Annotated in this window: 17 protein-coding genes and 1 pseudogene; 14 read left to right on the top strand and 4 right to left on the bottom strand. The window is 56.1% G+C overall.

Going from position 1 to position 15,587, the window contains the following annotated elements:
* Window positions 1-120: 120 nt before the first annotated feature.
* From RBB77_RS18145 to RBB77_RS18155, 3 genes are all read right to left on the bottom strand, one after another.
* Complete coding sequence (locus tag RBB77_RS18145; protein WP_353063133.1) at window positions 121-2,841, bottom strand: ABC transporter permease; 2,721 nt, start codon at window positions 2,839-2,841, stop codon at window positions 121-123.
* Complete coding sequence (locus tag RBB77_RS18150; RefSeq protein ID WP_353063134.1) at window positions 2,838-3,185, bottom strand: PadR family transcriptional regulator; 348 nt, start codon at window positions 3,183-3,185, stop codon at window positions 2,838-2,840. Before RBB77_RS18150 ends, RBB77_RS18145 begins: the two co-directional genes overlap by 4 nt.
* Window positions 3,186-3,448: 263 nt before the next feature.
* Window positions 3,449-3,709, bottom strand: coding sequence for a recombinase family protein (locus RBB77_RS18155; RefSeq protein ID WP_353063135.1), 261 nt, complete (start codon window positions 3,707-3,709; stop codon window positions 3,449-3,451).
* A 101-nt stretch (window positions 3,710-3,810) separates the two neighbouring features.
* On the opposite strand from RBB77_RS18155, the pseudogene RBB77_RS18160 reads away from it, so the two are divergent.
* A pseudogene (locus RBB77_RS18160) lies at window positions 3,811-4,505 on the top strand (IS6 family transposase).
* Window positions 4,506-5,196: 691 nt separating this feature from the next.
* On the opposite strand, the gene RBB77_RS18165 reads toward RBB77_RS18160, so the two are convergent.
* Window positions 5,197-5,418 (bottom strand): helix-turn-helix domain-containing protein, encoded by a 222-nt coding sequence (locus RBB77_RS18165; protein WP_353063136.1) that lies wholly within the window; start codon window positions 5,416-5,418, stop codon window positions 5,197-5,199.
* A gap of 98 nt (window positions 5,419-5,516) precedes the next feature.
* Between RBB77_RS18165 and RBB77_RS18170 the strand changes: the two genes are divergently transcribed.
* From RBB77_RS18170 to RBB77_RS18230, 13 genes are all read left to right on the top strand, one after another.
* Complete coding sequence (locus RBB77_RS18170) at window positions 5,517-5,732, top strand: hypothetical protein (RefSeq protein WP_353063137.1); 216 nt, start codon at window positions 5,517-5,519, stop codon at window positions 5,730-5,732.
* 202 nt (window positions 5,733-5,934) lie between these two features.
* On the top strand, window positions 5,935-6,267 hold the full coding sequence (locus RBB77_RS18175; RefSeq protein ID WP_434557120.1) for a hypothetical protein: 333 nt from the start codon (window positions 5,935-5,937) through the stop codon (window positions 6,265-6,267).
* 7 nt (window positions 6,268-6,274) lie between these two features.
* Window positions 6,275-7,447, top strand: coding sequence for a TrbI/VirB10 family protein (locus tag RBB77_RS18180; protein WP_353063139.1), 1,173 nt, complete (start codon window positions 6,275-6,277; stop codon window positions 7,445-7,447).
* Between the two features lie 60 nt (window positions 7,448-7,507).
* Complete coding sequence (locus tag RBB77_RS18185; RefSeq protein WP_353063140.1) at window positions 7,508-8,293, top strand: hypothetical protein; 786 nt, start codon at window positions 7,508-7,510, stop codon at window positions 8,291-8,293.
* Between the two features lie 17 nt (window positions 8,294-8,310).
* Window positions 8,311-8,559, top strand: a complete 249-nt coding sequence (locus RBB77_RS18190) for a hypothetical protein (protein ID WP_353063142.1) — start codon at window positions 8,311-8,313, stop codon at window positions 8,557-8,559.
* 15 nt (window positions 8,560-8,574) lie between these two features.
* Window positions 8,575-9,501, top strand: a complete 927-nt coding sequence (locus RBB77_RS18195) for a type IV secretion system protein (protein ID WP_353063143.1) — start codon at window positions 8,575-8,577, stop codon at window positions 9,499-9,501.
* Between the two features lie 173 nt (window positions 9,502-9,674).
* The gene (locus RBB77_RS18200; protein ID WP_353063144.1) at window positions 9,675-10,481 is read left to right on the top strand and encodes a type IV secretion system protein; all 807 of its coding nucleotides are present in this window, start codon (window positions 9,675-9,677) and stop codon (window positions 10,479-10,481) included.
* The gene (locus RBB77_RS18205) at window positions 10,478-11,446 is read left to right on the top strand and encodes a CpaF family protein (RefSeq protein WP_353063145.1); all 969 of its coding nucleotides are present in this window, start codon (window positions 10,478-10,480) and stop codon (window positions 11,444-11,446) included. Before RBB77_RS18200 ends, RBB77_RS18205 begins: the two co-directional genes overlap by 4 nt.
* 487 nt (window positions 11,447-11,933) lie before the next feature.
* A complete protein-coding gene (locus RBB77_RS18210) occupies window positions 11,934-12,317 on the top strand; it encodes a single-stranded DNA-binding protein (protein ID WP_353063146.1) in 384 nt (127 codons plus the stop codon).
* A 67-nt stretch (window positions 12,318-12,384) separates the two neighbouring features.
* Window positions 12,385-13,347: a RepB family DNA primase gene (locus RBB77_RS18215; protein ID WP_353063147.1), complete on the top strand. Its 963-nt coding sequence runs from the start codon at window positions 12,385-12,387 to the stop codon at window positions 13,345-13,347.
* Between the two features lie 12 nt (window positions 13,348-13,359).
* Window positions 13,360-13,686: a hypothetical protein gene (locus tag RBB77_RS18220; protein WP_353063148.1), complete on the top strand. Its 327-nt coding sequence runs from the start codon at window positions 13,360-13,362 to the stop codon at window positions 13,684-13,686.
* Window positions 13,687-13,875: 189 nt separating this feature from the next.
* On the top strand, window positions 13,876-14,250 hold the full coding sequence (locus RBB77_RS18225) for a hypothetical protein (protein ID WP_353063149.1): 375 nt from the start codon (window positions 13,876-13,878) through the stop codon (window positions 14,248-14,250).
* 2 nt (window positions 14,251-14,252) lie between these two features.
* Window positions 14,253-15,116 (top strand): type IV secretion system DNA-binding domain-containing protein, encoded by an 864-nt coding sequence (locus tag RBB77_RS18230; protein WP_353063150.1) that lies wholly within the window; start codon window positions 14,253-14,255, stop codon window positions 15,114-15,116.
* Window positions 15,117-15,587 lie beyond the last annotated feature (471 nt).

Below are 15,587 nucleotides of genomic sequence, written 5' to 3' on the forward strand. Positions count from 1 at the left end.
AGCAGATTGTCGAAGACAGCATGTCCGGCTCTCGTCGAGGCGACGATGGCATACCCGTCAATACTTGAGGACATCTCGGCCGAGGTCCTGCGAAGACAAGTCCGGAGGAGTGCCAAGAAGTCATTCGGAGTGGAGTGTAGTGATTGGATCGAGGCGCATGGCCCGCAGCGCCGGGATATAACTTGCGGCGAGCGCGACAGTGGTAAGGACAAGGGTGACGCCAGCGAAGGTGGGCAGATCGGTAGGCGACACGCCGTAGAGCAGTCCGGTCATGAGATGAGAGACGATGAGCGCACCGGCCACACCCAGCCCGGCGCCAGCGGCGGCTAGACCGAGTCCACGGCGCAGGACCATCTTGAGGATATTGCCTCTTTGAGCTCCCAGCGCGAGACGAACGGCGATCTCACGTCTTCGTTCATTCACAACATAGGAAATAGTCCCGTAGATTCCAAGCCCGGCTAACAGCAAGGCAGTCGCTGCAAAAAACGCAACCATTTCCATCGAGAATCGCCTAACGGAGAGCGAGGTGGAGAGCACGTCACCCAGCGCCTCCGCACGGAAGACCGGAAGTTCCGGATCGACAGCTTGGACCTGGCTTCGCTCCTGTTCGAGGATGGTGCTGGGATCGAGTTGTCCGCGAAGAAAGATGGCCAGGCTTTTGGCTGGGTGCTGGTATACGCTGCGGTAGATCTGCGGAGTTGCCACGTCCGCCAACGATTCCGTGCGGGCATCCGCAATCACGCCGACGATCGTGGTCCAGGCTGGCTTGGCAGAGTTCAACAGCTCTCGGGCATCCAAGTGCAAGCGGACGCGTTTGCCAAGCGGGTCCTGGTTTGGCCAGTAGGTGCGAGCCGCGGCCTGATTGATGACCGCAACCTGGGGCGTGTCCTCAAGGTCTTGGTCGCTGAAAAGGCGTCCGCGCAACAGCGGCATGCCTAACAGGTGGAAGTATTCGGGCGAAACGATGGGACTATGGATCACAGGAGCCTGATTGTCCATCGTCTCGATGCCTTCGCGGATCAATGGCAGCGTGCCTGGATTGCTGTGGCCCAGGGGAAGAGCATCCACGTCGCCGATGGCCGCCTCTTCTACGCCCGGCAGGATTCGGCTGCGGCGAAGAACCTCGCGCAGCAAGACCGATTCCTGAGTCGCGGTTCGGTAGATATCCTGACTGGGATCGTTAGGCCCCGGAAGCCAGGTTTGAATGGCCACAACGCGGTCAGGATTGAAACCGGGCTGCACCTTAAACAAGTCCCAAAAGCTGCGCAGTAGAAGACCCGCGGCGACCATGAGCACCAGCGAGAGCGCCAATTCACTGATGACCAGAATCTGGCGGGCGCGTGTGCGTCCATGTGAACCTACGGAGCCGCGGCCTTCCTGCCTGAGGGTACCGATCAAATCGACACTGCTCATAAGCCAGGCGGGAGCAAGCCCGAAGATGGTTCCTGCCGCGACGGAGACTGCGAGAGCGAACGCCAGAACGCCCCAGTTGATCGATATGTCATTCATGTGCGGGAGGCTCTCCGGAACCAACTGCAGCAGGAATTTCCTCGTGAAGAAGAGAATCGCACAACCGGCGATCCCGCCAAGCAGGAAGAGCAGCAGACTCTCGGTCAGAAGTTGACGGATGAGGCGCGTTCTTTGCGCTCCCAGAGCGTGGCGAACCGCGATCTCGCGGCCTCGCACGCTGGCCCTGGCGAGCAAGAGATTGGCGACGTTGACGCAACTGATCAGGAGGACCAATCCTACGGCCCCGAACAGCAGAATGAGAGATTGTCGAACGCTGCCGACCACGCTTTCGCTCAGCGGAGTCAGGCGCACGGTCCACGCAGCCTGTGACGGATATTCCTCCGGATATTGCTTTTTCAGCGATTCAACCAGCGCATCGAGGTGCTCCTGTGCGGCCGCAATCGAGAGACCGGGCTTCAGGCGCGCGACCGCTCGACTCTGCAGACGTAAACCACGCCGTGGGGGCGGAAACGGCAGACCGGCCATGCCGGCTCCCAGCCATACTTCCGTATTCCGCTCCTCGCTGGTTGAGCCCAAATCGCGAAAGCCGCGCGGCATGACGCCCACGACGTGATAAACGTCGTTGTCCAGGCGCAGCGCTTTGCCGACAATGTGCGGGTCGGCTCCGAATTCCCTCCTCCAGAGCCCATCGCTGATCACGGCCTCCAGGTTGAAGCCGGGAGTCGCATCGTGCGGATCGAATGTTCGACCCAACTGCGCGTCTACACCGAGGACCGTGAAGTAATTCGGCGTAGCGTGCTTATAGCTGAGACGTTCGGGCTGTGCACTGCCGGTCAGGTTCACGTCTGCGCCGGTGCCGGAAACCGACACGGACTGGAATATCCCGGCACTCTCGAGGTCTCTCCACTCAGGGACGGAGATGCCGACATCCTGCGCGCCTACGCCGGGAAGGTCGTCCATAACGCGCACCAACTCGGCAGGGTTTGGGTACGGCAAAGGGTGCAGCAGCGTGGCGTCGATCACGCTATAGATCGCAGTGGTAGCTCCAATGCCCAGCGCGATCGTGGCGATGGCAATGAAAGAGAATCCTGGAGATCTCAAAAGCATGCGAACCGCATACCGCAGGTCGAAGAGCAGATTCTCGATGAAGGGAATGCTTTGCTCGGCGTGGTGGCGTTCCCGGATGGCTTGAGCCGGCCCGAACTTGAGTGTCGCTTGCCTCCGCGCCTCAGACGGCGTCATTCCGCCGCGCATGTTCTCTTCTGTCTGTAAGACGAGATGTTCGGCGATCTCTTCCTGCAGGCGCTGGTCGGTACCGCGTTCTGTGGCGAGGTTGGATAAGCGTATGAAAAAGCGTCGCAGGATTTTCACGTTAGATCCTCCGCCTTGACGTTGAAGAAGCGCGCGATGATGGCCGCAGTCTGCTCCCAATCGCGGGCCTCCGCCTGGAGTTGCTTCCGGCCGGCCGCAGTAAGCCGATAGAAGCGCGCACGGCGGTTGTTTTCCGATACGCCCCACTCGGAGGCGATTGAGCCTTCATGCTCGAGTTTGAGCAGCAAGGGATACAGCGTGCCCTGGTTGACAGCCAGAAGGTCTTCGCTGATCTGCTCGATGCGCCGCGCGATTCCCCAACCGTGTTGCGCCCCCAGGACATCCAGCGTCTTGAGCACCATCAGCGTGAGGGTTCCCTGCAATACATCCGGCTTTTCCTTCATCGGAGATTCACCTTTAGGTTTCCAACAGGAATCTTGACATGCTTCCTTTTGGAAAGCAACAGGAGATTTTAAATTTTCTTTTCAACGAAAAATCCAGAAGAGTTGTCGTGAAACCGCCGGCATACTTTTCATTGAAGACGGCGTAGATTGATTCCGAATAAAGCGACAAGTGTCGAGAGATCTGCAAGCAGTTCCGACCTCAACTGTTGACTTCAGGCCAATATACTCATCGCACAGTATTTGAATCGACTCCGAAGGCTGCCTCAGCACTTTTCTCCCGCAATGTAGTTGTCGACGCTTGCTCTCGATATGCCAAACTCCTTTGCGAGTGTCGTCTTCCCTTCCCCTGCTTTGACTCGTGATCGCAGTAATGCCATCTTCTCTTTTGTAAGACTCGGCATTCTTCGCTGATACACATTTCCTTTCGCCTTGGCTAACGCGATGACCTCTCGCTGCCGCTTTTTGATGAGCTCGCGTTCGAATTGCGCGACAGCCCCCAGCATCGTGAGCAGCAAGTTTGACATCGGGTCTTTTCACCTGTGAAGGTGAGATTTCTTTTGGAATCGTACTTGGACTCCGCAAGGGCATTGTCAACTTGCGCACGAAACTTGAAAACACTGGTGCCATGAAGAGTGATTGCTTTCGTTACTCCGGCTATCGTTTCCCTTCCCAGATCAGCTATGCGGTGTGGACTTATCATCGCTTCTGCCTGAGTTTCCGGGATGTCGAAGATCTTCTGGCCGAGCGCGGCATCATCGTATCCTATGAAACGATTCGGCAGAGATGTGTGAGAAGCTCGGTCTCGACTATTCTCGGCGATTGAAGCTACGAGAGGACGGCTGGGAGACCACTGGCATTTGGATGAAGTATTCATTCGAATCAACGGCCATCAGAGGTATTTGTGGCGCGCCGTGGATCAGGGCGGCGACGTGATCGACATTCTGGTCCAGCCGCATCTGATCAGCGCGCCGCAGAGCGTTTTTTCGAAAACTCTTGCGTGGCCAGGGTTCGGACCCACTGCAGATCATCACCGACAAATTGAAGAGCTACTTCGCTGCCATGCGAGGCATCTTCAGCAACGTAACTCACAGGGTGGAGCGGTACGCCAACAATCGCGTCGAAGTTTCGCTTCAGCCGACGCGCCAACGGCAACGACCGATGCGCCGATTCAAATCTGCCAGACACGCACAACGCTTTCTCTCCCTCCATGATGCCGTCCGAAATCTGTTCCCAGTGGGCCGACACTTATTGAGGTCTAGTAATCACCGACTCCTGCGACCGCGGTCATTCGCGGTTTGGCGGGAAGTGACCGCGGCCTAAGCGAGCGCAAAAAACCCGCACCGTTCCCAGCTCAGAATGTCCCTCAGCGTCTTAAGTTGACAATTCCTTTTCTGGGTTTCCGTCTCAGATCAGCGATGAGTTGTCGGAAAGGGAGTCACATCTTAAAGGTGTCTGCCGATGTACACGTGGAACCGATTGCGCCTAGGACACATCAAAATCTCTGCATTGTAGATATGTTCTGCGCAAATCCCCTGCAGGCGACCGTACAACCCTCGTGAGAAGACGCAAGGCGATGGTCCCCGCAGTCGCTGGTGCGTAAACCTAGGGGTCCCCAAAGATATCCCCAAAGTCTACTTTTATCACATGGATTTTATTGATGTAAGCTATTGATAATATTGGCTCCTGAGGTAGGACTCGAACCTACAACCCTTCGGTTAACAGCTAGACATTTGCTCGTTTCAGCATTGCTCATCGGTACCATATGTTGCTTATTTAGCGAGACTTGTTGAGTGCTTAGGAAATTTTCTGACTGTGGGGACTACTCAAGATTACCCACCTTTTTGAAGTGTTCTCCCCACAAAATCCCCCACAGTCTTTTGGAGCCCAATTCTTGTTAAAAACAACAAAACCGACAGTCGAACGGCGTCCAGGGGTCATCGGCAAAATGCATCTTTCCGACGGTCCTTCCCGTTAGGCCCGGTAACACGCCCACCGCAGTTCCCTTCCCCATTCAAGGAAAGTCAGTGAATAGATCCCGCGTGGGAATTGAGAGCGCCTTCGCCAACTTGACGATGTTTTCGAGGGCGATGTTGCGTTCTCCCCGTTCTACTCCGCCGACATAATTGCGATGTAGCCCGGCGCGCTCCGCCAGTTCTTCTTGAGAAAATCCACGGTCATCGCGGAGGCTCCGTATTCTTGAGCCGAAACGAGACTTAATGGAAGTAGGAGGCACACCTCCATACTTCGATTATGACCACTATGAGTCTACACACGATGAGTGTGATAATGGCCAAGTCTGTACCAAGTGCGGGTAGTGCGGAGAGTCTGGAAATGCCTGAAGACATCATCGAGTGCACTGAAATCGTCGGTAAGGTTGTGAAATGTTTGAAACTATATCGAGCTGAGCCAGACGGCGCCGAGTTGCAGATCGACTTCGAGGATGGCACCTCGTTCTCGTGCATTTTGGAGAGCAAACCCTCGGTCAAAGCCAGTCTCATTCAGACTGGAGTTGGTACCCCAGAAGTGCTTCGCCACTACATCGCATAGCAACCACTATTCCCTCTTGGAATAACGGTGTTCCTAAAAGTTATTGGACTCGGTTGATTGGGTCATTCTAGTTTTGCGCCATGCTGACGCACCCGGTCAGCGGAGGTGCAATGTGGACCAAATCCTACCCGTCCTTCGATCGGATAAGTCATCCGTTCGGTTGCCTTTTACCCCTGGCCCTCCCTCGACAAGAGGAACCTCCATCTGGAGGCCAACAACCGCTCGAAAAGAAACCGTGCGTCGGGCCGTACGCGCCCTCGCACCCGCTCTTGTGGCGCTCTCATTTGCCACAGTCGCACATGCCCAAGGAACGATGGACTTCTCGGGGGCTCAGACCCTCATGGGAACGTTCAAGACGTTCGCCATCTACGCGGGTGCTGTCATCTGCTTTGGCGGTCTCATTTTCGCCGGCATTCGGATGATGAGCGGTCGCTTTCAAGACGCCATACCGGGCCTCTTCGGTGCGCTATTCGGTGCGGGCGTACTCGGATGGGGTGCTGGCTGGATCGGGTCTCTGACCGGCCAGTCAATGTGAGGGTGCCATGCACACGACCAAGCGGGGAGAACCGTTACCAATCAACCAAGCGCTGAATCGACCGAGGGCCAAACTTGGCCTGGATCTCTCGGCATGGATGGCGATCACATTCGTCACGGTAACGGTTTTCCTCGTTGGGTTCCGAATGATTGCCGTATTCAGTTTCCCAATGATGGCGGGCGGCGCGTGGCTTATCGTCCGCAAACACCCAAAGATGTTCCAACTGTGGGGCCTGATCTACGGCGATAGCCCCAATGCTCCGACTCAGACGTCAAACGCGTCTCAAGTCCAGGCCGAGGCCAAACAAAGGGCGCTTGCTCGCGAGAAGCAGCAACAGGACGCTATCAATAGCGATACGGTCGCCATCGACTTTGCGCACGCAGGAGGAGCGTCTTCAGCCTCCAGCCAGGCACCTACTGTTGTGCTTGGGCAACGAGAAGAAGCTCCCGTCAAGATGACAGGAGAGACGGCCACTCCGTCTGACGCCGGTAGTGGCGAAATAAGGCGGAGTCCTTCGCAGACCGCTTCTGACCAGCCTGCCAAGGCCGACGTCAAGACCAATCCGTTGGCCGGATATGACTTCGACGCTTATCAGGGGCGCTTATACCGAGTCTTCGAAGGAACTGTTTTCGAGGGTGTCGTCACGAATCACATCGACGGTGGACTGACTGGACCGATCTTGATCATGCTGACGACCGATTATTACTCCCACGACCATCAGCAGCTTCTTATGCCTCAGGGCACCAGGTTGATAGGCACCGTTCAGAGTGTCGGAAGCGCCCAGCAGCGAAAGATGTTCGTCACCTTCCATCGCGCCGTCTGCCCAGATGGATTCTCGTTGGATTTCGATAAATACATCGGCCTCGATCCGCTTGGAACAACGGGCTTAGCCACTAAGGTCGACCACGGCTACCTACAGGCATTTGCCGCTGCTGCCGCGCTCGGCGGATTGGGCGGACTCGCACAAATCGGGAACGACGGCAGTATCCTCTCGCCCTCCACCCAGATTCGCAATGGGATCTCCGGGCAAATGGCCGAAGAGGGGGAGCAGGTCCTCAATCACTTCCTGAATCGCCTACCCATCATCACTCTCAAAGAGGGTTCCCGTGCCCGCGTGTATGTGGGGAGAGACATCTTGATTCCGTCTTACGCGGAACACCGCGTCGACTCAACCCTGTAGAGCGGATGGATCCCACCAGCTCTGAATGCTGCTAACCCCAACCCGATGTCAGGAGCCCGTATGAAATTAATCAAGACAAAGAATAAGAAGTACCTCATCGTTGGAAGCTTGGTTCTGGCTACGGCCACCCCCAGCTTCGCGATCTTCGGTGTAGGCGACATCGTTTTCGACCCAACCAGTTATGCCAGCCTCGTCTCACAGGCGACAACGGCTCTCAACCAGCTCAAAACCATTCAGAGCAACATCGAGCACTTTTCGGTAAAACAGCAGTGGCAGACGGCTCTCACCAAGCTCGAAAACATGAACGTCGCTAGCATGTTCGGCGAGACGGCGGGAATCAACATTGCGTTGAATGCCAACTCGCCGTCGGCATCGCTGACAGGGTGGAAGACCGCCACAATGCCGATGAGTGGTAGTACGTCAGCCTACCTCCAGGGGCAGAACGTCAATAGTGCGCAGCGTGCCCAGCTCGCGATGATCGAAACCTCGGATGCGATCTCGCCCGATTGCCTTACTGCAGTGGGTACATATCGAAGCGGTCGCAACCAGAACTCCAACGCCAACTCGCTCCTTGCCCAACAGCAACTCGATATCACGTCTTCGACGAACAGTGAGATCGAGCAACTCAACTTATTGAACGCGGCAGAAGCCCAAAGAATGTCGGAGATGCAGGCGCAAGGTACGCTGCAGGCTTGTCTTGCCGCTCAGATGACGGTCGCCAACATGCAGGAACGTAACGCTGCTGTACTAGACCTGAACACAGCCGCTACAGTCCAGCAGCAGCGCTCGACGAACGATACCAGCGCTGCCAACGAATCGAATACTTGGCAGACCTATCTTCCTTAGGGCGGAGTTGATTCCCAATGCCGAGTGCGATCAATACGAAGATCCTACTTGCGATCCTTGCGGCACTGACGGTCATCGGCGGTGCCGCGATCTATCAACGTCGCGCTGCCGAGAAGGCAGCCGCCATTCTCCAACAGCAACAGCGCGACGCCGAAGAACAGAAGAAACGAGATGAAGCTTTCCGACAGCAGGTAGAGAAGGACAAGAAGAAGCACAGCTCCTCCGCTGCAAACGAAGGCAAGACTTGGAAGACCTACGTCCCCTAATGAGAGAGTGTCCCGATGGCATCGATAACTTTGTTAGCCCAAGCTCTACCAAGCGCGAGTTCCGGCGTGAACTGGCTTTACCAGTTCACGAATAACCTCACCAATCTGACGACGCAAAACGGCGGAGCGCTGACCCAGCTTGGACTCACGGAACTAAGCGCCATCTCGCTCTTTGTGCTCATCAGTATGGTCATCAACTGGAATACCACCGGCATGACCCTTCGTTTCCACACACAGCCGGTACGCGTTGGCGATATGACCAACTTCCTCTTGCGGCTGATTGTCTGCTGCCTGCTCGAAAACTATTGGGTCAATCCGTTTCCGGGAGCCAGCTTCGGCATCAATCACTTCTTTTCCTACATCGCTCAGTCAATGGTGGCCGTCTTCGATCAGAATTCTCTCGACAATCTGCTTCAACTGGTTAAAACGGCTGGAGACAACACGGCGATGCCGTCGATCACGGCACCCACTCAGATCCTTTGCTATATCCTTGTGCAGATTCTTCTCGGTCTGGCTTCCGCAATCCTTTTTGTCATCAATTGCAGCTCATTCATCCTATACGGCGTAACCGCGCTCTTCGGGCCGATCTTTGTACCTTTGCTTATGACGAAGACCTTCCAATCGAAGTTCTTTCACTTCCTAGACGTCCTAATAGGTTTCGCCATGATCAGGGCTGTTGCCGGCGCCTTCATCTTCGTGTGGGCCGGCTTTATGAACGCCTTCATTCAACAGACGTTCAATGGCAACTATTCGATGGAGATGTGGCTTGCAAATCTTATCCCTTGCGTGATGGTTTTCATCGCGTTCATCATTAATATGCTCTTCATTCCGAGTATGACGCAGGCCATATTCGGTGGAGCGGCTGGACTAGTTTCGGCTGCCCCCGGAGTGGCTGGAAGCATCGGCGGCATGGCCCTCATGAAGAAGGCTGGAGGTGCATAGCATGTGGAACTTCTTATTAGCCCTGTTCGTCGGGACTGCTGCAGGTAGTACTCGCACCGCGCAGCGATCCGTGAGGCCCATCTTGGCCCTACTCGCAATTGGAGTCATCGTCGCTGGTTTGATCTACGCATGCGTTATCTTCAAGGCCGTCTCGGAAAGGAGCAGCAAACCCCATGTCAGCACACACAGCACGCATTGAAACCACCCTTACTCGGGAGCACGCGCTCCTCGCCGACAAGATCGGCAATGAGGTGTATGCCTCGCACTATGCTGAGCGGAAAGCCTATCGATTTGCACTTGGATGTGGGGCCGTTGCGCTCCTGGCCTCCATCGGGATGAATGTCTCGCTGGCTCACCGGCCGATGGCGAATCGGTACATCCGGATAGACGAGATGGGACGCGCTCAGGCCATCGCTTACAGCGACCTGAATTACAGCCCGCGCGAGGGTGAGGTTCGCACTTATCTGACCGATTGGGCCAACTACCGGTACACGATAAGCCGCGATACGGTGGCCAAGAAGTACCCCCTGAATTACTATTTTCTCTCCCAGACGTTGGCCTCCCAGTTGATGACCGATGACAACGCAAATCACTTCGTCTCCCAGGTCGTGGGAGGCCAAATCGAACAGAGCGATGTGGAGGTGAAGAATGTCACGATCACCTCTATGTCTGAGGAGACTGTTCAGGGAGCCAGAATCGCACGTGGGAATGCCCTGATTACTCTCGACAAGCTCTACTCGCCCCACAACTCGCGGGAGCCGAGAACCGAGCACTGGGCGATGACAGTGACCTATTACCTCAACCCAAAGCAGGTTAGCGATCAGGCGAAGATCTTTCCGCAGTTCGAGACGATCAACCCCCTCGGCTTGACCGTCACCGAGTTTCACGAAAACCGGCTCTCGGTTGATCTGATCGCCCCCGGAACTACCGGACCACTGCAGTCGTTCCCCAGCCAAGTTCCGGCCGGAGGTTCCCGATGAGTTATCACCTGATTTTGCCGTTTTTCCCCGAGGAGTTGCGCGAGCTGTTGCTTGACCCGTCTATTTCGGACCTGATGATCAACGGCACCACCGGCGTCTTCGCGGACCGGAACGGCGTGGTCCAGCATATTCCTCTTGCTTCGCCCTATTCCAACGATCGGCTGCAGGCGGCAATCGAGCGTGTGGCCCGCATCCTGGGGCAAGATCTTTCGTCCCAGAATCCGATCCTTAACACGCGCTTGCCGGACGGCTCCCGCGTTGCCGTGGTTGGTGCCCCATCATCCATCAACGGCCCGACCCTTACCATCCGCAAATTCAACCGCTGGTATACCTCGGATGAGCTAATCGCATCGGGCAGCCTACCGTCGCACGTCAGAAACGAAGTAGTAAGCCTAATGAACGCCAAAAAGAACGGCATCATCAGCGGCGGAACCGGCTCAGGGAAAACTACCTTAATGAAGGCGCTCCTCGACCACGTACCCAGGCACGAGCGTCTCGTCGTAATCGAGCAACCCGCGGAGTTGAAGGTGTCTCATCCAAATGCAGTTCGCTGGGAGGCTGTAGAGGCGATTCCGGGGCAGGTAGCCATTACTTCAAGCCAACTTCTGGCCGCCGCTCTCCGCCATCGTCCCGACCGAATCATCATGGGCGAAATCCGCGATGAGTGCGGCTACGACCTGTTGCAAGCTATGAATACTGGCCACGGCGGAACACTTTCGACCATCCACGCAAAGTCTGCGTGGGATGCCCTTAATCGCCTATCTGATTTGGCCCTGAGTGCGAGGGCAAATCTGAACCATGCGTTTGTGCGTTCTGAGACCGCAGAAGCGATTGACTTCGTCCTTTATTGCGAACGCGACCATACCGGCCGCCGTCGAGTTCGCGAGTTGGTGAAAGTGAACGGTTACACCCATGCGGACCAATCCTTTCAGACGGAGGACATTTATCGTGCTTCCGCCGCCTGAACGCAGGCAATCCAGCTAAGAACCCAATCCGAATCTGAGGTCACTTCGATGTCCGATCAAGCTGCCAATATGGCTGCACAGCCCAACTCGTCTCAAGAAGCGCGTAGCGTGCCCATACCGAGCCGCGAAGGACGCGACAGGCACAGTTCGAAGCCATCCTCAATCGGAGTCTCAGCCCGCCCGAGATGGGCCGCAGTTCGGACGAACTTCTATCGCCGAGACGTGAAGAGTGACTTTGGTGCATTGAGAGTCTTTCCGCCTCGTATCCCGTCCTCTACTCGGGATCACGCTTCGGGGCCTATCCGGCGCCCAGCGGCTCGGCGCTCTTCTGCTTCGGCTTCGCCGCCCTACGGGTTACGGTTTCCGTCTACGACCGACCCTCCGCAAATGCAGAGCTTGGCACTTGGGAGCCGGGCCCGCTCGCCAGGCTTTGCCGGGAGTGACCCGAGCAAGATACGGGAAATTCAACGAAACGGAGAACACCATCATGTACCAGAACAAAGTTACCCTCATCGGCTTCCTCGGCAACGACGCAGAGGTTCGCTCCAACGATAACCGCAGCCTGACCACCCTCTCGCTGGCAACCAAGAGCTCTTACAAAAAGGACGGCAAGTACATCGAACATACCGAGTGGCACCGTTGCGTCGCTTTCGGCAAGCTCGGAGAGTTCGCCAGCACGCTCAAGAAAGGCGCTCATATACAGGTCGAGGGCGAGCTGCGCAGCCGGAAGTATGACAGCAAGAAGACGAATTCAGAGCAGACCGTTTGGGAGATTCGGGTCAACTCGATTCTCAAGCTGGATCGCGCCGCCAAATCGACGGCTGAGGAGCAGGAAGAAGACGATACTCCGCAGGAGGACGCGGCCGCATAGGCCGTTTCTTCATTACTTTCACGGAAGCTCGGCTAGCGCCGGGCTTCCATCACTGTGAGGCTTCGCAATGAACCTGAAATCAGCCCAAGAGTTCTTGACTCGGTGCTTTGCCCCGGAAGAAACGATCGCCCTCCTATTGCGCTCCGAAGCGACCGCCAGGGTCACGCAACGGATCGTGACCGTGAAACAAGCAACTGGTCTTCGATATCTCGGATGGCTCGCCTACGAAAACACCACCGGCGCGAACATCTATGTAGCGGCGAATCCACTTCGTTCAGGCAGCAGGAAGCGCACGAAAGAAAGCATCGCATCGGTACGCCATATCTACATTGATATCGACACAGACGGCGAGGCTCGAATCGCGACGGTCCGGTCCACCGAACTTATACCCGCACCTACCGTCATCCTGTCTACATCGCCCGGCAAGTATCAGGCTCTTTGGCGTGTTGACGGCTTCGATTTGGTGAGTCAGGAAGATTTGCTCAAGCATCTCGCAATCGCTTTCGGTGGCGACCCAGCTTGCACCGATTGCAATCGTGTACTTCGAATACCCGGCTTCCTGAATCGCAAATACGATCCAGCTTACCTCGTGAGCGCTGAGTATTTTGGCAATTCGGTACATAAGCCGATTGACTTTCTGTTGCCGATAGCTTCCGTCGGCACTGCGCTCTCTGAGTGCTTAGACCTGACTCCGAAAAGACCTGGGCTGCACAGCACATCGGAGAGCGATTGGGCTTGGGTCTCTCAGGGACTCGCTGACGGCCGGGATGCCGCGAAACTGACTAAAGAACTAGCTTCCCGTCGTGCTGATAAGCCCAATCCTCTCTACTATGCGCAACGAACGGTTGACGTCGCATCCGCTCGGCTTTGGATGCTCGAGGGAGTTCCTCACGAAGACATCGTCACCATGCTCGAATGCCGCCGTCGCTTCGAGATTTCGACCACACTTTGCTCGGCTCGTGCGCGAGAGATTACTGCAACCGCAGCGCGCATGATCGTCCCGCAGAAGAATTGCCTAATACAAACCTGACAGGAGAACATAATGCCATTACTCGAAGTCATCCAGACCAAACAGATCAGCGCCTCTATTCGCCTATCCGATACGACCGCCACACAGGTCGACCAGTACGCGGCTTTCATTCGTGCTTGCGCCGACGATGTCGTGGAGCAAGCCCTGTCCTATGTCTTCTCGAAAGATCGCGACTTCCAGGAGTTTCTGAAGACCCCAGAGGCGCGACAAGTTGCTTCCACACTTCGAATCCGAAAGGCGCCTGCTCCGGAAGCAGTCGAGTCAGCGGGAAAGAAGCCCATTTCCGCGCTTGAATCCTTATCTATTCCCACACCAGTAGCGGCAGGATCAAAGGCATGATCCTCCATTCAAATCCGTCGCAGGACCACAACGGTGCTTCGCACCGGAAGAATGTTGACACTCCACCCCTGATAGGGAGCTGTTTAGCTCCCTGCGGGAGCTAATGGGTTCCCACTGAAACGCCAGCACTTAGCAAATTGCCGGGAGCCGATTAGCTCCCTGAGTTTTCGGAAATGGAGGGCGATAACGATGCCGACTTTAGATACAGAACGGCCAGCGAAACGAGGCTCGCTGCGGGGTCGCGAGAGCCGCAATCAGACGCTCAGCACCAAGCTCACGGAGACGGAATATCGCACCGTCGAGAGGGCGTCGTCTGCCGATGGCAAGACGACCGGGGAGTGGCTTCGCGACCTTACTCTCCGTAGCCTTCGCAGCGGAGCGAACGACACCGAACTCATCGCCCTGTCTGAGATCGTCGGCGTTCGGCTCCTCCTGGTCAACGTCCTCCGTTCACTCGGAACTGGACAACGAATGACCGCTGAAGCGTTCGACAAGTTGGTGAATGAGATCGGTGCGACCAAGTACGACCTTGCTGCCAAGCTCATCGCAGAAAGGCGGAGGTAGTCATGGCAAAGACTGTTTGGGGTCGAAAAGAGACTGTCATCTGGCCGCGCCACATGCCGATCTACACATATGCAGTAGCCTTTGGCGTCGCGTTTCTTACCTTCATCGCTGTCTGCGTTCGCATCCATTTGGCGACACCCTTGGAACGGTATTGCCTTCCCGCCTACGAGCGTTCCTCGGCTTTCGGCTCTGTCATGAAGAGCCACAAAAGCACCTATCGTCTGCTCTTCGTCGGTGGTCCGCGAAGCACTCCACGTCCTGCCATGAACGATGACGTAGTTCTCGGCAAGACTGAGGACTCGGGCGGCCAACTCATACCGCTCGCTCTTTCCGCAGACGCTCGCGATCGCGGCTATTCGCTCCTGTTTCGGGCACCCGCCAGGAGCTATGTGGATGCCCGGTTCAGCCTCTATCTGAAGGGTGTTGTCTTCGAAGGGAGGACGCTCTTCGCATTCTTCCGGCCCCCTGTTCTTGGCGGCGGAGGTTCATTCCTGGTCCTATTGCCGATCGCTTGTTTCAAGGATGTTCAACGCCAGAAACAGTTGAAGTACGGGCGTCGCCTCAAAGGCCCGGAGATGCTGACGCCGCAACAATTCAACAAGACCGTGAAGGGCGACGGCGTCGGCTTCAAGACGAACGACATGACTCCTATGCTCCGCATCCCCATGCGTGCCGAGGCGCAGCACATGCAGATAATCGGGGACACCGGCGCTGGCAAGTCCGCGCTCATGTTTCAGGTGCTCCGTCAGGTACAAAGCCGTGGCGATGCGGCCATCGTGTATGACCCTGCCCGCGAGTTCGTGAAGCGCTTCTATAGCGTTTCCAACCAATCCGCCCCACGTCGAGTATCTCGTTCTGATCCGTGATGCCAAAAAGGTGTCGGCTGGAATCGATCACAAGGCCTTGCTCGTTTCCAAACACAACGAGATCGTCAGCAGTTACGCACTGTTCGCAGACGCACTTGAACAGAATGAACTCGATTCCATTACACCCAATCGGGCACTCACTCCTATACGACGGTCATTGGTGAGCTGTTACTCAAATCGATCATCGGGGGTAAAGGACCTAAAGAAAGCGATCTCTTCGACACACGGCCTTAGGGTCTTGAAGTACTGTCCTATGTGCGGGGTCACGTCTCCATCTACTTACGATCACTACCTTCCGTCGTCTAAATTCCCAGAGTTTGCCGTTCACCCTGTAAATCTCATCCCTTGCTGCTCAATTTGCAATTCCACCAAGGACGACGAGGTGATCGACGGCATCCGGTAGCGCGTTGAAACTGTATCTGGCATCGTCTCGCGAGCCGACGCTAACGCCCTGAAGTCGTACAGTTTTGG

This window comes from Tunturibacter psychrotolerans (genome assembly GCF_040359615.1).
Classification (GTDB): domain Bacteria; phylum Acidobacteriota; class Terriglobia; order Terriglobales; family Acidobacteriaceae; genus Edaphobacter; species Edaphobacter psychrotolerans.